This is a genomic window from Hominenteromicrobium sp., assembly GCF_046974225.1.
Taxonomy (GTDB): domain Bacteria; phylum Bacillota; class Clostridia; order Oscillospirales; family Acutalibacteraceae; genus Hominenteromicrobium; species Hominenteromicrobium mulieris.
In genome coordinates, this window is the sequence record NZ_JBKWAE010000004.1 from 131057 (window position 1) to 147994 (window position 16938).

Sequence of the window (16938 nt, forward strand, 5' to 3'; positions counted from 1 at the left end):
GAAGTATATGAACCTAAACTTTCATTTATGCGTTTCTGAACTTTTCATGAAGATAAACAAAAGGGCTTGCATGTTTTTACCGTGTATATTAAAATAGATATACAGATGCAAAGTATGTCTTTGCAAAAGAAAGGAAACAGAAAAAATGAAGAAAATGAAACTGCTGTGTGCGGCGTTGACCGTAATCATGCTGCTCACAGCTTGCTCCGGCAGCACCTCTTCTGCCGCAGAAAAGGTCATCGGCACTACGGATAAAGTTGTTGCGGCAGATACCTTAAAACCCTTGGCAAAGGCCGACAAAGAAAAGCTCGGCTATCAGCTCGATATGCCGGAAAAAGGCGAGGAGATTTGTGTGCTGACAACGAACTACGGCACCATTCGCATGCGCTTTTTCCCGGATGCCGCACCGAAAGCCGTGTACAGCTTTAAATCTCTGGCGCTTTCCGGCTACTATGACGGCGTCACTTTCCACCGCGTCATCGATGACTTCATGATTCAGGGCGGTGACCCGCTTGGCAACGGAACCGGCGGCGAGAGCATTTGGGGTGAGAATTATGACGACGAATTTCACGAAAACCTCGTCAACATCACCGGCGCGGTCTCTTGTGCAAACAGCGGTGCCAACACAAACGGCAGCCAGTTTTTTATAAACTGCACGGAACCGGGCAAAATAGACTGGGATACCTACGACCAGTATTATCAGGTCTATAAATCTGCACCGGAAAAGTTCACCTCCATGTACGGCGGCACGCTCGATATGGACAAAGTAACGGATGCCTACAAAGAACTTTACGATAAAAACGGCGGCAACACACACCTTGACGGTGCATATTCCACCGCAGGTACCGGACACACCGTGTTCGCACAGGTATTTGACGGCATGGACGTGGTGCGCAGCATCATGGGCGTTGAGACCGACTCGAACGATAAGCCGCTTGAAGACGTCACCATTCTCTCCGCAGAAATCGTACCCTACGAATAAATTTCTTAAACAAATTTAGTATAATCCCAAATCATTTTAAGGAGGAAGTTTCCATGGCAATCGTACATCCCACAGCTGAAAATTTCGACGCATTGATCCGCGATAACAAGCTTGTTCTTGTAGACTTTTTTGCAACATGGTGCGGCCCGTGCAAAATGATCGCACCGTTCATTGAGGAAGTTGCAGAAGAATACGAGGGCAAGGCCGTCGTCGCGAAGATCGACGTTGACGAAGCGCAGGAAATCGCCGCCGAATACGGCATCTCCAGCATTCCGACCGTCATCCTCTTTAAAGACGGCGCCCCCATCCACACCGAAGTCGGCGCACACGATAAGGCTTTTTACGCAAACCTCATCGAAATGCACCTGTGAGGCCGCGCCATGTTCACCTTTGAACGCAAAGCGAATTACTACGAGACCGACCAAATGGGCATCGTGCACCACTCGAATTACATTCGTTGGTTTGAGGAAGCCCGCTTGGAGATGCTACGCGCTATGGGATTGCCGTACAAAAAAATGGAAGATAACGGCATTCTGATCCCCGTGCTGGATGTTTCGTGCAGCTACAAGCACCCAATTCGCTTTGATGAGACGCTTGTGCTTACACTGCGCATTCAAAACTACAACGGTGTACGCTTTGAAATGGCGTATGAGGGGCACAGCAAGGAGACTGGGCTTTTGAGTTGCACCGGTACTTCGCAGCACTGCTTCACAACACCCGCGTTAAAGCCGATCCGTATGCAGAAGCATTTTCCCGCATGGCACGAAGTATTTCTTCAGGCCGCAGAGCAGGACAAAGCAGAGTAATTCAAAACACAAAAATGCCCGCCGGGCTGACCGATGTGATCGGAAAGCCCGGCGGGCATTTTTATAAATCTTTAGTTTTTATTCATGTCGCAAAGCATCGATCGGGTTCAGGTTTGCCGCCTTGAAGGAGGGGAGAAGCCCGAAGATGATGCCGATGACCATGGAGAACACAACGGCAATAATGATGGATGGCACGCTGATGGCAACCGGAGCAGACGTCACGCGCGATATGATTGCCGCAAGACCGATACCGGCACCCACGCCCACAATGCCGCCAAGGCTTGTCAGCACAGCGGCTTCCGTTAAGAACTGCCACAGAATGCGGCTCTTTTTCGCGCCGATGGCTTTTTTCAGACCGATCTCTCGCGTACGCTCCGTAACGGAAACGAGCATGATGTTCATAACGCCGATACCGCCGACGAGCAGGGAGATGCTCGCAATCCAGATGAGCTGCGAATTTGTGGAGCTGCTGAGATCCTGCAAGTCCTGCGCCTGCTTTAAAAGATCCTGTGCCTGATACTTGATCTCGCTGTTCGTTACGTTCGTGTTCATGATCTCCGCCACAGCCTTGCCGGCATCCGTCATGGCTTCCGTATTGGAAACGCGAATGGCCACGTTCTGCGGCTCATCGAACGAATAGAGCGCCGGCCACATGGAGCTTGGCACGAAAATACGAGAGGCAGAGCTATCCGAGTAATACGTATAATACTCATCGATGGAGTTGATGACGGGCTCAAACTTGCTGTCTTCATCTACAACGCCAACCACCGTAAACGGAATGCTGCTGATCTCGATCGTTTTTCCGATGGGGTTTTCGCCGTCAAACAGCGAATCCGCCGTATCGGCATCGATGATGGCTGCCGCGTGGAAATCCGTAAAATCACTGTCCACAAAGGTGCGACCGCTTTTCAGCACCAACCCATTCGTCGTGAAATAGCTGTTATCCACGCCGAAGACCTGCGAGCCGGAAATGCCGTTGTTGCCGTAGTAAACGGAGTTGTTGTAGTCGCTGCGGCTGGTATAGAACGCCGCATCTTCCACGTTTTTTACGGACTTGATTTTTTCCATCGTGGTCTCGTCACGCACAGGAATGCCGTCCGGCAAGCCGTTATACAGCATTTCGTACTGATAATCGCCCTGATACAGCTGAATCTGCACCGTGTTTGTGCCGGAGCCGATGAGGTTCTTTTTGATTTGCTCATTCGTGCCCTTGATGGTGGACACGATGGAGATGATAGAGGCGATACCGATGATGATGCCGAGCATCGTCAGGAACGAGCGCATTTTGTGCGACCAGATTCCCTGAAATGAAAGTCTGATATTTTCAATCATGCGTCAAGCCCCCTTGCGTCGATGCCGTCATTTTCGTCTGTGTTTTCTTCCATGCCGTTCGCCTTGGCACCATCAATTGCCGAAGTGCCGTAGGGGAAAGCCACATAATCTTCTTCCGTCAAAGTATCGCTCTTGATCTCCAGATACTGGTTGTAGATCGTCTTGCCGGTTTTGATATACGTTTTATGCACACGGTTATCGTCGCCGACCTTCAAAACATACTTGCCGCCGTCATCGCTGCGAATATACGCTTTAAAAAGATATATTGCATTGCTTGCGTTATCCGAGGCCGCCTGCAAAGTAATATCAAGGCCCATGCCGTTTTTCAGGCCGTCCGCATCGGCAATGCGCGCTGTAAACTGGTACGTGGAGCTGTTTGGGTTTGAGGAGCCGTCATAGTAATAATTGGAATTGTCATTCGGAAAATCGGAGATCTGTACAATCTCTGCCTCATACATTTGTCCGTTCTCCCAAGAGCTCGCCATAACCGTGTCGCCGACATGCACCTTGCCGAGCAGCGACTCGTTTAAGGATGCCGTTATATAGAAACCGTCGCCGCCCGAAACCACGAGGAACGGGGAGCTTGTGGACATCGCCGTATCGAGATCTGTGAGCGACTTCACAACGCCGTTCACGGTCGATTTTATTGTAGCGTTTTCAAGATCCAGCTTCGCTTTTTCAAGGTCATGCGCCGCTTGTTTCACATTCAGCTTTAAATCTTGAATCTGCTGCTTTTTATCGGCGATCATCTGCTGCAATTCTTCCGCCGTATACATGGAGCCTCCGGTATCGTAGCTGATGCCCGGATCGGCGTAGGAGAGATCCGGCATTTGAATGTCATCCGGCTCGCTGATAACTTCATTAAAGAAGCCCGCGGAAATCTTATCGCCGTCCATCTGCCAGCCCTTTACAAGCGGCAGATTTTCGTTATCCTGTTCATGCACTTCAAAGCGTGCGACAAACGGGCCGTCCGGCAATGTGAAATCAGGCTCCGGCGTGGGTACGCTTTCGCCGCCGGTCTCATTCGTTTTTGTGAATGTCATCTGCTTGAACCACGCCATACCGGAAACCGTTGGCGCTTCCGTGGGTTCTATGGGCGGCGCGGGAGTAGGGGCTTCCGTCGGCGCTGTGGTGGGCTCCGCAGTCGGTTCGGGGGTAACCATCGGCTGCGGCGCCGCCGTGGGCACTTCACTCGGCTGTGCCGTAGGCTCTGCGCTCGGTGTGGGGGTCGGAGTGGGGGTAGGGGTAGGGGTCGCACGCGGGTCTGTCACGCCGAGCAGCTTCAAGAGAAAGCCCTTCGTCAGCACAGCATCTTCCGTGCAAAGAAAGACATACGGGTCTTCCTCCGTACCGGCACCTTTAAACGGCTTCGAGTGCTCTGTAATCTCCGTATACAGTTCCGCCTGCGATTCCGGCACCGGCGTGGGAGTGGGTTCCGGCTCGGGCTCCGGGATAGCCGGCTCCACATACGGCGCCGTATTCTGGAGCTTCGTAAGTTCTTTTTCGGCCTGCTCCAGTTCGTATTTCTTCTTTTTTTCTTCAAGCTCCTTGCTCTCTACCTTCAGCTGGAGCTTTGTCGTATCATACTGCAAAAGCGTATCGCCAATCTTGACAGTATCGCCCTCTTTGACGAAAATCTTAGAAATAGCTTTTTCTTTATCGGGGTAAAGTTCCTGCACAAAGTCACTTGTAGCATTACCGTAGGTGCTGGACTGGTCGCCCCAATACTGCGTGGAGATATTTGAAACCTGCTCCACATCCACCGTGGCATTTGCCGCCTTGCCGTTCACCGCGACCGTCACGCCGGTGATGATCAGCGCGATCACGATCACTACGGAGACCACCGTGATAATGACTTTTTTAAGTGGGAAATTTGCCGGCAGATTCATGCTTCCGCCTCCTTTTCCTCGGGGATATGCTGTTCCGCAAACTGACCGTCGCGAATATGCAGCACACGCTTTGCGTGGTTTGCCACATCAATGTCATGCGTGATCATCACAACGGTCACACCCTCGTCGTTGAGCGTCTGGAACAGCTCCATAATCTGCGCGCCGGACTGACTGTCGAGCGCGCCGGTCGGTTCATCGGCTAAAAGAATTTTCGGATTGTTGACGATGGCGCGGGCGATCGCGACGCGCTGGCACTGACCGCCGGAAAGCTGGTTCGGCTTAAAATCCACACGGTCGCCGAGACCTACACGCTCTAAAGCACGCACGGCACGCGCACGTCGCTCTTTTTTCGGCACACCTGCGTATAAAAGGGAAGCGCCACGTTTTCCGCCGCGCTCTGGCGAGGCAAAAGATGAAAGCTCTGGAACACGAAGCCGATGGAGTTGAGGCGAATTTCCGAAAGCTTCGATTCGCTGCTGCCGATGATACTTTCGCCCGCAAGTGCATACGTGCCTGAAGTCGGCAGATCAAGGCAGCCGATGATGTTCATCAGCGTCGTTTTGCCGGAGCCGGACGGACCCATGATGGCGACATATTCTCCCTCATTCACAGAAAGAGAGATGTCTTTTAGAACCGGCACTTCCATTTTGCCTTGAATATACGTTTTATAAATGTTGTGCAGCTCTAAGATCATGCCGTAGCACCCCCGATAACGGTTCCAAGACTCGCCGCGCCGTCATTTTCATAGGTGGTCACGCCATCTGCCGTGCTTGCTTCTCCGGCTGCCGTGTCTGTTTCGCCCTCTGACTCCGTTACGGCACTTTCTGCGGGCATGGGGCTGTAGCCGTTCGGGTTGCCGTCCATATCGCTGCCGTTTTCTGCGGGCATAACACCGTTTGCATCGTCCGTTTTGGCATCGTTCATGTCACCGGAATCATTCCCCTGATTCTTATAAGAAATATCATCCGTAGCATACATGCCGCTGTGCACGCGGTCTTCCACAACGGCCAAGCGATCGTCTGCCGTCACGCCGGACGTAATCTCATATTCGGAAAGGGTATCGTCAAACTTGCCGAGCTGCACTTCACGCTTTTCGATGCGATTCTTATCGTTTACGGCCCAAACGTAGTTTTTGCTGCCTTCGTTGAGAATATAGTAGCTTGGCAGCCAAATTCCGGTCTTCACGTCTTCGGCCTCATCCGGCTCCACGTAAACGTGCTGACCGAGCATGAGACCTTTGAAATCATCGAGCACAAGGTAGAAGTTATACTTTGTCGCCTTTGTAAACGAGCTTTCGGAACCGTAGGAAACGCCGCTGTTGTTATTATCGTTTGCGGCTTCGCGTTCAATGCTCTCCACGGTGCCCGTCCAAGTCTGCTCCGGGTCTACGCGGGAGACGACCTTCATTTTCATGCCCTCCTGCAAGGAATAGACATTCAGCTCCGTTGCCGTGCCTTTTACACGGTAAGAACCCGTCGCGAGAATCGTAATATACGCGTTCGTAGAATCGCTGCCGCTTGTGTTGGTATTGGAACCGTCATTGATCTGCTTCACAACGCCGGCCATTTCTGCCATGACATCCGCATTTTCAAGCGATTTCTTGAGGTTCTCGATCTCTTTCGCCTTCGTAGACTGATCGTATTCCGTCGATTTCACTTCAAGCTGCGCAGACTGGATTTGCAGGGTATAGGAAAGCTGTTCGTCGGAAGACGCTTTGTTCTTTTCCTTCTGCAGGGAATCAATCTGCTGGTTCAGCGTGGAAATGCGGTTTTTAAGGCTTTCCAGCTGTAACTGCGCCTCTTCAAGCTGCATTTGCAGGTCGTCCGTATCGTAGCTGAATAACTTATCGCCAACTTTCACTTCCTGGCCGACCGTCACATACAGCTCTGCGATTTTCTTTGTGTCGTCCTTCTGCACGGAGAGCGTCTTTTCCGGCTCCACAACGCCGGAATATTTCGCCGTCATACCAAGTGAACCCGTGCCGGTGATGTCCGCAACGCTCGTCACATACACCATCTCATTTGGGTCGCTCGGCGCAACGCTGCCGCCGCGGAAGAAAATGAGCCAGATTACAATGCCGATCACGATCACAGCGCCGACGGCAATACCGGCGATTGTGAAAATCTTTTTCTTAGTCATAAAGTCAGTCCTTTCCTCCGCGCAAAACACCCGGCGCGGACTCTCTGATGGTTCTATTATACAGGTAAGACAAAAAATAAACAACTTAAGAAACTCTTACAAACGCAAAAGATTTGCAAAAATCGCGCTCTTGACCGCGCGTAAAATCGGGGGTACAATGGTAGCAATATAGAAAGGGAGGATCTGTCTTATGAAAAACGAACACATCGCTTCATCTGTAACCGAACTCATCGGCAAGACGCCGCTTTTGCGTGCGTCCCGCTTTGCGGCAGCTGCGGGCATTTCCAACGCGCCGCTTTTGAAGCTTGAATATTTAAACCCCGCCGGCAGCGTAAAAGACCGTGCGGCACTGAAAATGATTGAAGACGCCGAAAAAGCCGGCAAATTGAAGCCCGGCGCGGTTATTGTAGAGCCAACCTCCGGCAACACGGGCATCGGCCTCGCATCTATTGCAGCGGCGCGCGGCTACCGCGTGGTGCTCACCATGCCGGAAGCCATGAGCGCCGAGCGCCGCAAGCTGCTTTCCGTATACGGCGCGGAAATCGTACTCACACCGGGCAAAGACGGCATGCGCGGTGCGATTGAAAAGGCGGACGAGATCGCGAAAAGTACACCCGGCAGCTTCATCCCCGCGCAGTTTGAGAATCCCTCAAACCCTGCCGCACATTATGAAACGACCGGTCCGGAGCTTGTACAGCAAACAGACGGCAAACTCGACATTTTCGTTGCGGGCATCGGCACCGGCGGCACCATCACCGGCACGGCGCGCTATTTAAAAAAGCATCTGCCACAGGTACACACCGTCGGTTTGGAACCGGCGACTTCACCGCTCATCACACAGGGCAAAAGCGGTGCACACGGCTTACAGGGCATCGGCGCAAACTTCATCCCGAAGAACTACGATGCTTCCGTTGTGGACGAAGTGCTGACCGTCACGGATGAAGAAGCGTACAAAACGGCAAAATTATTGGCACGCACCGAGGGCATCCTCGTCGGCATCACGTCCGGCGCGGCACTTGCCGCAGCTGTGCGCCTGCTGCGCATGCCCGAAAATGCAGAAAAAACGCTCGTGGCACTTCTGCCCGACAGCGGCGACCGCTATTTTTCCACCCCGATCTTTGAATAAACGAAAAGGAATTTCATTTTATGGCAAAAAAATACTACGCCGTCCGCGCCGGGCGCAAAACCGGCATTTTTGAAACGTGGGACGAATGCCGTGCGCAGACGACCGGCTTTAAAGGCGCGTCGTTCAAAAGCTTTCCAACGCTTGCAGAAGCCGAAGCCTATATGCGCGGTGAAAACGATCTGACGAAAGCCACTCCGGCAGAAAACACGACCGCAGCGCCTGAAGAAGACAGCGCCGTGGCTTACGTAGACGGCAGCTACCACATCGGCACAAAGGAGTTTTCCTGCGGTGCTGTGCTGTTTTTAAACGGCGAAGAGCTGCATTTTTCCGAAAGGTTCACCGACCCCGACCTTACCGAAATGCGCAACGTGGCAGGGGAGATCAAGGGCTCCGAAACTGTTCTGCGCTACTGCATCGAGCATGATGTGCCCTTCGTGACAATCTACCATGATTACGAGGGTGTAGCAAAATGGGCAACGGGAGAATGGAAAGCAAAAAAGCCCGGCACCATCGCGTATCGCGAATTCTGCGCCGCAGCCGCAAAGCACATCCGTTTCCGCTTTGTGAAAGTCAAGGGGCACTCCGGCGACAAATACAACGACCTCGCCGACCGTTTAGCGAAAGACGCGCTCGGCATTCAGTAAAACAGCATAGCAAAAAGGCGAGCTGCACGGAGTTGTGCAGTTCGCCTTTTGTTATACATTACGGAATTTCAGGCGCAAGCTTACGCGTATTTCGCTTCGTCGTACGCGTCCTTAAAGCGCTGCATCGCGGCGTTGAGCATCTTTTCGGGACCTGCGAGGTTTACACGCGTATGCATGGTGCCGCCTTGCGAGAACAGCGTGCCGGCGTCGCAGAAAAGATCATGCTTGCGCAGGAGCTTATCGAGCGCTTCATCATCGAGACCGAACGTCGTGCAGTCGATCCACATGAGGTACGTGCCCTGCAAATCGCTGTATGTAACACCCGGGCAGTTTACGTCGATAAACTTGCAGAAGTTCTTGTAGTTTTTGTAGATAAGGTCGATGACTTCTGCAAGCCAACCTTCGCACTCCGTGTAGCCGAGACGGCAGGCCTCAAGGCCGAGCGCACCGGCGGACGGCGTGAAGTGTTGCTGTAAAATACTCTGGAATTTTGTTCTCAGTTCTTCATCGGGAATAACAATATTCGAGGTCTGGAGCGTCGCAAGGTTAAACGTCTTGCTCGGCGCGGTGCAAACAAGATACTTCGGCAGTGCATCCTTGCAGGCGTTTGCAAATGCCACGTGCTTATGACCCGGCATGATGAGGTCGGAATGGATCTCGTCGCTGACAACAATCACATTGTGCTTTGCGCAGATGGCGCCGAGCTTTGCGATTTCGTTTTCCGTCCAAACGCGGCCAACCGGGTTGTGCGGATTGCAGAAGATAAACATCTTGTTTTTTTCTTCTGCGCACAGCTTCTCAAAGAGGTCAAAGTCAATCGTGTATGTTTCGTTCGTGTTGATGAGCGGGCACTCCACGTTTTTTCTGTTATTGTGCTCAATGGTCATTCTGAACGGATAATAAACCGGCGGCATAGTGATAACGCCGTCGCCGGGATCGGTATAGGCCAGAACCGAAACAGCCAGAGCCGTTACGACGCCGTGTGTAGAAACAATTTCTTCTTTCTTAATATCCCAGTCGTTGCGACGCTTCATCCAGCCGCATACCGCATTGAAGTATTCCTCTGTGGGGCCGGTCTAGCCGAGGATATGCGTATCGATGTACTTTTTCAGACCCTCTACAATCTCCGGCGGGTTTTTCAGCTCCATATCCGCAACGGAAAGCGGTGCAACGTTTTCCGGCAGGTTCGGATGCTCTTTCGTCATCTCGTCCCATTTGCCGGAGCCAGTGTTTTTTCTGGAAACCAGCGTTTCAAAATCATAGATCATTGGTAATTCCTCCTATTCTAAAATAAGGTAATCTACTTTCAAACGGTCTTATTCAACCTCAAGGTCTGCAAAAGAGAAGGTGGTGCAGTCTACAAGACCGCGGTCGGTCAGGCGCAGCTCCGGCAGGCAGGCGAGGGGGATTAAAGCCATCGTCATAAACGGAGACTGAATGTCGCAGCCGATCGTTTCCCAAGCTTTGCCGAGGTTCTCGACGAGTTCGTCCATTTCTTCAGCGGACTTTGTGTTCATGAGACCCGCAAACGGCAGAGGAACACAGCCGAGCACCTTGCCGTTCTGCACAATACACTCACCGCCGCCGCATTGAATGAGTGTGTTTGCAGCAAGTGCCATATCTTCGTCATTCGTGCCGACAACGAGCAGGTTGTGTGCATCGTGTGCAACGGTGGAAGCCATTGCGCCGCACTTGACGTGGAATCCCTTGACAAAGCCAACGCCGTGCTTGCCGGTCTTATTGTGGCGCTCGAAGACGAATGTCTTCAAAACATCCTGCTCCACATCGCTCTTTAATTCGCCGTTTTCAACCTTGAGTTCAACGTGACGCTCATAGTCGCCGACATGTACCGGGATAATCTCGATCGCACGGACGGTTGCCGTGCCAACCTTATCGGTATGCACCTTAAAGGTTTCCGGGGTGATCGTCTCGCCGACGTGCATCGTGTCGAGCGCCCATGCGGGAAGCTCAGACTTCGGCAGGTCAATCGTCAGCTTGCCGTTTTCTGCAACAACGTCGCCGTCGATGAGCACGCGGGTGACACGGATGTCTTTTTCGTTATCAATAAATACGATGTCCGCGCACTTGCCCGGAGTGATGGAGCCGAGCTCGTGATCCATCTGGAAGCATTGTGCGCAGTTGAGCGTGACCATCTGAATGGCCGTGACAAAATCGATACCGAAGGAGACGGCACGACGCACGATGTGATCGAGATGACCGTTTGCAACCAGCGTATGCGGGTGGGTATCATCAGAAATCATGGTCGCAAATCGGCTGTCTACTTTGTGCTCCGTGATGGCCTTGGAGACCTCCTGCAGATCGTGCCAAGCGGAGCCCTCGCGCAGCATGGCATACATGCCGAGGCGCATTTTTGCGAGTGCGTCCTCCGCACGGGTGGATTCATGACAGCAGCGCACGCCGCTTGCAATGTATGCATTGAGGCCGCGACCCGTCTCCGGGATGGAATAGTGACCTGTGATGATTTTGCCGGCTTTCAACGTTTCGCCGGTAATGTTGTGCGTCGGCTCCGCGGAAGCGGTGATGCCCGGGAAGTTCATCATTTCGCCGAGACCAACGGTATAATCGTGCTTCATTTCCGAGGCAATATCCGCGGCGGTGATCTCCGCGCCGGAATCCTCAAATCCCGGAACAGCCGGAACGCAGGAGGGGGTCGTCAGCATAGCCTTCAGCGGAGTCTTTTCCGCCTCTTCCGCCATCAGGTCAACGCCTTTGAGGCCAAGCACATTGCAGACTTCGTGCGGGTCATAATAAATCCCGACGGTGCCATGGGGGATAACGGCCTTTGCATATTCAATCGGCGTCATCATGGAAGACTCAATGTGGATATGACCGTCAAGGAAACCCGGGGCGATAAGCTGACCCTCGGCATCGATGACCTTTGTGCTTTCACCGATGCAGTGTGCGGCATCGCCGACAAGTGCGATACGGCCGCAGGAAATTGCAACATCGGTGTTGTCGAGGATTTCATGCGTGCAGACGTTTACGAGACGCGCATTGCGAATGACCGTCTCTGCGGGCTTTCTGCCCATTGCAACATCGGAAAGCGTGCGGGAGCACTCCCAAAGCTGGGTCTTACAAAACTTGAACATAAAAAGTAGCTTCCTTTCTTTTATCAAGAACAACACAACGGAAAAGCGCTGCGTTTTTAGCTTTATTTACTCTATCGGGTTCACGGGATTTTTGCAGAACGAATTCATGCAGCACAAAGCACATTTCGGATTACGAGCTGTACAGACCGCTCTGCCGTGTAAAACGGTACGGTGACAAAAGTCGTTGCTTTCCTCCGGCGGCAAGACTGCGCGCAGGTCTTTTTCAACTTTGAGCGGCACGTTGCTTTCGGTCAGACCGAGTCGTCCCGTGATACGGATGCAGTGCGTATCCGTCACAACGGCAGGTTTTTTGTAAATGTCGCCCACAACGAGATTTGCGGTTTTGCGTCCCACACCGGGCAGCTTTGTCAGCTCATCCACCGTGTCCGGAATCACGCCGTTATACGAATCGCGCAGCACATGGCACATAGCAAAAATATCACGAGCCTTTGTTTTATATAACCCGCAGGAGCGGATGAGTTCCGCAATTTCTTCCTCGCTGCCCGCGCAGAAGGCTTCCAGCGTAGGGAAGCGGGCAAAAAGCGCCGGTGTAACGAGGTTCACACGGGCATCCGTACACTGTGCGGAAAGTCGCGTTGCAATAAGTAATTGCAGCGGATCCTGATATTCAAGCGAACATACCGCGCCGGGATATTCTTTTTTCAGCGCTTCCACAGCAAGAAGCGCACGTTCCTTTTTTGTCATACAGACCTCCGAAAAAGCGGCGGGCAAACCCGTCTGAATGCTTTACGTTTATTCTACAACTTTTTCATTCGGTTGACAATACCGGAAAAGGGTGGTAAATTTATTTTTATTGAAAGACTGACAAATAACCGCAAAGGGGAAAAAGAATGTCTGCGTTTACCTTAAAGCTCCTCGCGCTCGTCACCATGATCATCGACCATGTCGGGGCGATTTTCTTCCCGCAGTTTATCTGGCTGCGCTATATCGGGCGGCTTTCCATGCCGATCTACGCGTTTTTGCTCGTGCAGGGCTACATGCACACACGCAATTTTAACCGCTACGCACTGCGCATGGGTATTTTTGCTTTGCTCTCCGAAGTGCCGTATGACCTTTTATTTCAGGGTACATGGCTTGAGTTTCAGCGGCAAAATATCCTGTTCACGTTTTTAACGGCGCTTTTTGTGATGAAACTTTTAGATGCTTCCGCGAAAAGCCGCAATATTTTCATGTTCATCGGCGCAGTGATCTTGACAATCCTGCCGTATTTCCTGCATTTCAGCTATGGTGTTTACGGTGTTTTAACGGTACTTTGTTTTTATTTGTTCCAGAAGTACCGCGGTATTGATGCCGTGGCGTTTGCGGCGCTGACCTACGGGCAATATACGCAGGACGGCAACACGACACAGCTGTATGCCATCGCCGCCGCGATCCCCGTGCTGCTCTATAACGGCAAGCGCGGCGCGCTTTCGCTCAAATATTTTTTCTACATCAGTTATCCGGCACATATGTTATTGCTTTACGCCATCCACTATGTGCTTGCAAATCATCTATTGCCATTTTAAATGGAATAGGGTATAATTTAGTGAAGTACTGCGGCACATAAATCGCAGAGCATATTATTTTTAGAAGGGAAAGATGAAGTATGTACGGTGATCTTCTGAACACGATCGGTTTTGTTGAAACCGCAGACCCCGAGGTCGGCGAAGCGATGGAGCTGGAACTCAAACGCCAGCGCCGCAATCTGGAGCTGATTGCTTCCGAAAACATTGTGTCTCCTGCCGTTATGGCTGCGATGGGCACGGTACTCACAAACAAATATGCTGAGGGCTACCCGGGTCACCGCTATTACGGCGGCTGTGCAGATGTAGACATTGTGGAAAACATCGCCCGTGAGCGTGCTTGCCGTCTGTTCGGCGCAGAGCATGCCAATGTGCAGCCGCACTCCGGCGCACAGGCGAACCTTGCCGTATATTTCGCGCTGCTTCAGCCGGGCGATACCGTGCTCGGCATGAACCTTGCAGAGGGCGGCCATCTGACCCACGGTTCTCCTGTCAACATGTCCGGCGCCTACTATAATTTTGCGGCTTACGGCGTTGACCCCGTTACGCACCGCATCGATTACGATAAGCTCATGGAGCAGGCGTGCGAACTTAAACCGAAGCTCATCGTTGCCGGCGCAAGTGCATACCCGCGCGCGATCGATTTTAAGAAATTCCGCGAGATTGCCGATGCATGCGGCGCGTACCTCATGGTCGATATGGCGCACATTGCGGGTCTTGTTGCGGGCGGCTGCCACATGAACCCGGTGCCGTATGCCGATGTCGTCACCACAACAACACACAAAACGCTCCGCGGCCCGCGCGGCGGCATGATCCTCTGCCGTGAGGAGTACGCGAAAAAAATCGACAAAGCCATTTTCCCGGGCACGCAGGGCGGCCCGCTGATGCACATTATCGCCGCAAAAGCCGTGTGCCTCGGCGAAGCGCTGAAGCCGGAGTTTAAGACCTACGCCGAGCAGACCGTAAAAAACGCTAAAGCGCTTGCCGAAGGCCTTACAAAACGCGGCATGAAGCTCGTTTCCGGCGGCACGGACAACCATCTGATGCTGCTCGATCTTTCCGACGGCGAGCTGACCGGCAAAGAGCTGGAGCGCCGCCTCGACGAAGTGTATATCACCGCAAACAAGAACACGATTCCGAACGAGCAGAGAAGCCCGTTCGTCACAAGCGGCGTGCGCCTCGGCACACCGGCCGTCACCACGCGCGGCCTGAAGGAAGCCGATATGGACGTCATCGCGGAGTGCATCCACCTGTGCGCGACCGACTTTGATAGCAGTGCCGACGCCATCCGGGTAAAGGTCACGGAGCTTTTGAGCAAATATCCGCTTTATAACGACTAAAAGGAGAACACGATGAACGCACCGCTTGCAGACCGCATTCGTCCGAAAACGCTCGATGATGTGGTAGGACAACAGCATATTCTCGGCCCTAATAAGGTACTGCGGCGCATCATCGAATCCGGCACCATCCCGAATATGGTGTTTTACGGGCCGTCCGGCGTAGGGAAAACTACCGTGGCGTCCATCATTGCAAAGCAAAGCCACATGCACCTGTGCAAGTTAAACGGCACCACGGCCTCCACCGCCGATATTCGCGACGTGGTGGCGCAGGTAAACACGCTGCAAGCGGTAAACGGCGTTTTGCTGTACCTTGATGAGATCCAGTATTTCAACAAAAAGCAGCAGCAAACGCTCTTGGAGTTCATCGAAAACGGCAGCATCACGCTGATCGCTTCCACAACGGAAAACCCCTATTTTTACGTATATAACGCCATTTTGAGCCGCTCCACGGTGTTTGAGTTCAAGCCCGTGGAAAAAGAGGAGGTCGCCCGCGCCGTAGACCGCGCATTCCGCATTTTGTCGGAAGACCGCGGCGAAGAAATCCGGCTCGAAGACGGCGTGACCTCGTATATCGCTTCTGCTTGCGGCGGCGATGTACGCAAAGCAATGAACGCGGCAGAGCTTTGCACGGCTGCCGTACGAAGCGAGGACGAGCCGCGCATCACCATGGAACTTGCAGAGCAGCTTACACAGCGCAGTGCCATGCGGTATGACCGAGACAGCGACGCGCATTACGATATTCTTTCGGCGTTTCAAAAATCCATGCGCGGCTCCGACCCCGACGCGGCGCTGCATTATCTCGCACGGCTTTTGGAAGCGGGCGATCTCGCCTCTGCATGCCGCCGCTTGATGGTGTGCGCCTGCGAAGACGTGGGCCTTGCGTGGCCACAGATCATCCCCATCGTGAAAGCGGCCGTAGATGCCGCCATGATGGTCGGTCTGCCGGAAGCGCGCATCCCGCTTGCGGATGCCGTCATTTTAACGGCGACGGCGCCGAAATCGAACAGCGGTGAATCTGCCATAGATGCCGCCATGCGCGACGTGAAGGCCGGCAAACTCGGTGTGATCCCGCGCACGCTGCAAAACGTGCATTATGACGGTTCAGATGTCGCTAAAAAAGGCCAATTTTACCGCTATCCGCACGATTACCCGGATCATTGGCTCGACCAGCAGTATCTTCCGGATGCCTTGCTCGGCGCTTCGTACTATCACTACGGAGACAACAAAAACGAGCAGGCGTTTAAAGCGTATTGGGAAAACATAAAACGAAAGCACAGCTCATAAACTCTATTAACATAACGGAAGGAAGTGCACCGCCATGAACCCGGCAGTCCTTAAAAATTTGTCATACGGCATGTACGTCATCGGCACAAAATACAACGGCCGCCCGAACGCCTGTGTGGCAAACTCGGTCATCCAAATTTCCAGCAGCGACCCCGAAAAAGTGCTCATTGCGCTGACAAAAGATACGCACAGCTGCACCGCGATTCGCGAAAACGGCATTTTTACCATTTCTGTACTCTCCACAGATACACCTGCCAGCGTCATCGGCGCACTCGGTCTTGTCAGCGGTAAAAATGCAGACAAGCTGAAAAACATTCGCCACAAGGTGCTCATTGAAGGCGTGCCCGTCGTAAAGGAGAACACCTGCTGCTGGTTTTTATGCAAGGTCATCTCCGGCATGGACGTAGGGCAGGAGATGGTCTTCGCCGCCGAGATCACAGCGGGCAGCGACAGCGCCATCGGCACGCCGATGACGTATGATTTCTACCGCAGCGAAATGCACGGTCTGTCGCCGGTCGGCTCGCCGACCTATGTGCCGCCGGAAAGCACGTTTGATAAGAGCAGCGGCGAAAGCTTTGTCTGCTCCGTGTGCGGCTATGTGTACAGCGACCCGAACTTCAGCTTTGAAGAACTGCCGGACAACTGGGTGTGCCCGGTCTGCAAAATGCCGAAAAAGGCATTCGTGCGCAGAAATTAAATAGCTTTTTCCATACTACGAATGAAAGGATTTTTCGATAGACTGCGCATCGCGCGCTATCGGAAC

At 52.9% G+C, this 16938-nt stretch carries 15 protein-coding genes and 2 pseudogenes; 9 read left to right on the plus strand and 8 right to left on the minus strand.

Features of this window, described 5'->3' with window-relative positions; all coding sequences use genetic code 11:
• Positions 1-145 precede the first annotated feature (145 nt).
• Genes ACLTX1_RS04775 through ACLTX1_RS04785 form a run of 3 tightly spaced genes read left to right on the plus strand, consistent with a single transcriptional unit; the run spans position 146 to position 1788 of the window.
• Positions 146-982: a peptidylprolyl isomerase gene (locus ACLTX1_RS04775; protein WP_308448384.1), complete on the plus strand. Its 837-nt coding sequence runs from the start codon at positions 146-148 to the stop codon at positions 980-982.
• Between the two features lie 53 nt (positions 983-1035).
• Positions 1036-1353, plus strand: coding sequence for a thioredoxin (trxA, locus tag ACLTX1_RS04780; RefSeq protein ID WP_308448383.1), 318 nt, complete (start codon positions 1036-1038; stop codon positions 1351-1353).
• Positions 1354-1362: 9 nt separating this feature from the next.
• Complete coding sequence (locus tag ACLTX1_RS04785; RefSeq protein ID WP_308448382.1) at positions 1363-1788, plus strand: thioesterase family protein; 426 nt, start codon at positions 1363-1365, stop codon at positions 1786-1788.
• Between the two features lie 78 nt (positions 1789-1866).
• Here ACLTX1_RS04785 and ACLTX1_RS04790 read toward each other — a convergent pair whose 3' ends face one another.
• The 4 genes and pseudogenes from ACLTX1_RS04790 to ACLTX1_RS04805 form a co-directional block, all read right to left on the minus strand.
• Positions 1867-3120: an ABC transporter permease gene (locus ACLTX1_RS04790; RefSeq protein ID WP_308448381.1), complete on the minus strand. Its 1254-nt coding sequence runs from the start codon at positions 3118-3120 to the stop codon at positions 1867-1869.
• Positions 3117-5009, minus strand: coding sequence for a biotin/lipoyl-binding protein (locus tag ACLTX1_RS04795; protein WP_308448380.1), 1893 nt, complete (start codon positions 5007-5009; stop codon positions 3117-3119). The genes ACLTX1_RS04790 and ACLTX1_RS04795 overlap by 4 nt, the downstream gene beginning before the upstream one ends.
• A pseudogene (locus ACLTX1_RS04800) lies at positions 5006-5703 on the minus strand (ABC transporter ATP-binding protein). Before ACLTX1_RS04800 ends, ACLTX1_RS04795 begins: the two are co-directional and overlap by 4 nt.
• Positions 5700-7148: an efflux RND transporter periplasmic adaptor subunit gene (locus ACLTX1_RS04805; RefSeq protein WP_412330536.1), complete on the minus strand. Its 1449-nt coding sequence runs from the start codon at positions 7146-7148 to the stop codon at positions 5700-5702. Before ACLTX1_RS04805 ends, ACLTX1_RS04800 begins: the two are co-directional and overlap by 4 nt.
• A gap of 190 nt (positions 7149-7338) precedes the next feature.
• Here ACLTX1_RS04805 and cysK point away from each other — a divergent pair, with 190 nt between their 5' ends.
• Together cysK and ACLTX1_RS04815 are read left to right on the plus strand one after the other, a co-directional pair.
• Positions 7339-8274, plus strand: coding sequence for a cysteine synthase A (gene cysK, locus ACLTX1_RS04810; RefSeq protein ID WP_412330537.1), 936 nt, complete (start codon positions 7339-7341; stop codon positions 8272-8274).
• A 20-nt stretch (positions 8275-8294) separates the two neighbouring features.
• Positions 8295-8918 carry a viroplasmin family protein gene (locus ACLTX1_RS04815; protein WP_412330538.1) on the plus strand — a complete coding sequence of 208 codons (624 nt, stop codon included), beginning with the start codon at positions 8295-8297 and terminating at the stop codon, positions 8916-8918.
• Between the two features lie 80 nt (positions 8919-8998).
• Here ACLTX1_RS04815 and ACLTX1_RS04820 read toward each other — a convergent pair.
• The 4 genes and pseudogenes from ACLTX1_RS04820 to nth form a co-directional block, all read right to left on the minus strand.
• Positions 8999-9967, minus strand: a pseudogene (locus tag ACLTX1_RS04820) (MalY/PatB family protein); the annotation flags it as partial.
• A gap of 27 nt (positions 9968-9994) precedes the next feature.
• Positions 9995-10186: a hypothetical protein gene (locus ACLTX1_RS04825; RefSeq protein ID WP_412330539.1), complete on the minus strand. Its 192-nt coding sequence runs from the start codon at positions 10184-10186 to the stop codon at positions 9995-9997.
• Between the two features lie 48 nt (positions 10187-10234).
• The gene (gene ade, locus ACLTX1_RS04830) at positions 10235-12028 is read right to left on the minus strand and encodes an adenine deaminase (protein ID WP_395506380.1); all 1794 of its coding nucleotides are present in this window, start codon (positions 12026-12028) and stop codon (positions 10235-10237) included.
• Positions 12029-12094: 66 nt separating this feature from the next.
• Complete coding sequence (nth, locus tag ACLTX1_RS04835) at positions 12095-12733, minus strand: endonuclease III (protein WP_176819964.1); 639 nt, start codon at positions 12731-12733, stop codon at positions 12095-12097.
• Between the two features lie 146 nt (positions 12734-12879).
• Here nth and ACLTX1_RS04840 point away from each other — a divergent pair, with 146 nt between their 5' ends.
• The 4 genes from ACLTX1_RS04840 to ACLTX1_RS04855 all read left to right on the plus strand — a co-directional run bounded on the left by ACLTX1_RS04840 (position 12880) and on the right by ACLTX1_RS04855 (position 16872).
• Positions 12880-13554: a TraX family protein gene (locus ACLTX1_RS04840; protein ID WP_176819963.1), complete on the plus strand. Its 675-nt coding sequence runs from the start codon at positions 12880-12882 to the stop codon at positions 13552-13554.
• Between the two features lie 80 nt (positions 13555-13634).
• Entirely contained in the window at positions 13635-14891 is a 1257-nt protein-coding gene (gene glyA, locus ACLTX1_RS04845) for a serine hydroxymethyltransferase (protein ID WP_395506381.1), read from the plus strand.
• A 12-nt stretch (positions 14892-14903) separates the two neighbouring features.
• On the plus strand, positions 14904-16175 hold the full coding sequence (locus ACLTX1_RS04850) for a replication-associated recombination protein A (protein ID WP_412266185.1): 1272 nt from the start codon (positions 14904-14906) through the stop codon (positions 16173-16175).
• Between the two features lie 34 nt (positions 16176-16209).
• Positions 16210-16872 (plus strand): flavin reductase, encoded by a 663-nt coding sequence (locus tag ACLTX1_RS04855; protein WP_412266188.1) that lies wholly within the window; start codon positions 16210-16212, stop codon positions 16870-16872.
• Positions 16873-16938 lie beyond the last annotated feature (66 nt).

What these genes read in the sequence shown, in the direction of transcription:
- ACLTX1_RS04775 (WP_308448384.1), top strand. Translation starts at nt 146, where the DNA reads ATGAAGAAAATGAAACTGCTGTGTGCGGCGTTGACCGTAATCATGCTG.
- trxA (WP_308448383.1), top strand. Translation starts at nt 1,036, where the DNA reads ATGGCAATCGTACATCCCACAGCTGAAAATTTCGACGCATTGATCCGC.
- ACLTX1_RS04785 (WP_308448382.1), top strand. Translation starts at nt 1,363, where the DNA reads ATGTTCACCTTTGAACGCAAAGCGAATTACTACGAGACCGACCAAATG.
- ACLTX1_RS04790 (WP_308448381.1), bottom strand. Translation starts at nt 3,120, where the DNA reads ATGATTGAAAATATCAGACTTTCATTTCAGGGAATCTGGTCGCACAAA.
- ACLTX1_RS04795 (WP_308448380.1), bottom strand. Translation starts at nt 5,009, where the DNA reads ATGAATCTGCCGGCAAATTTCCCACTTAAAAAAGTCATTATCACGGTG.
- ACLTX1_RS04805 (WP_412330536.1), bottom strand. Translation starts at nt 7,148, where the DNA reads ATGACTAAGAAAAAGATTTTCACAATCGCCGGTATTGCCGTCGGCGCT.
- cysK (WP_412330537.1), top strand. Translation starts at nt 7,339, where the DNA reads ATGAAAAACGAACACATCGCTTCATCTGTAACCGAACTCATCGGCAAG.
- ACLTX1_RS04815 (WP_412330538.1), top strand. Translation starts at nt 8,295, where the DNA reads ATGGCAAAAAAATACTACGCCGTCCGCGCCGGGCGCAAAACCGGCATT.
- ACLTX1_RS04825 (WP_412330539.1), bottom strand. Translation starts at nt 10,186, where the DNA reads ATGATCTATGATTTTGAAACGCTGGTTTCCAGAAAAAACACTGGCTCC.
- ade (WP_395506380.1), bottom strand. Translation starts at nt 12,028, where the DNA reads ATGTTCAAGTTTTGTAAGACCCAGCTTTGGGAGTGCTCCCGCACGCTT.
- nth (WP_176819964.1), bottom strand. Translation starts at nt 12,733, where the DNA reads ATGACAAAAAAGGAACGTGCGCTTCTTGCTGTGGAAGCGCTGAAAAAA.
- ACLTX1_RS04840 (WP_176819963.1), top strand. Translation starts at nt 12,880, where the DNA reads ATGTCTGCGTTTACCTTAAAGCTCCTCGCGCTCGTCACCATGATCATC.
- glyA (WP_395506381.1), top strand. Translation starts at nt 13,635, where the DNA reads ATGTACGGTGATCTTCTGAACACGATCGGTTTTGTTGAAACCGCAGAC.
- ACLTX1_RS04850 (WP_412266185.1), top strand. Translation starts at nt 14,904, where the DNA reads ATGAACGCACCGCTTGCAGACCGCATTCGTCCGAAAACGCTCGATGAT.
- ACLTX1_RS04855 (WP_412266188.1), top strand. Translation starts at nt 16,210, where the DNA reads ATGAACCCGGCAGTCCTTAAAAATTTGTCATACGGCATGTACGTCATC.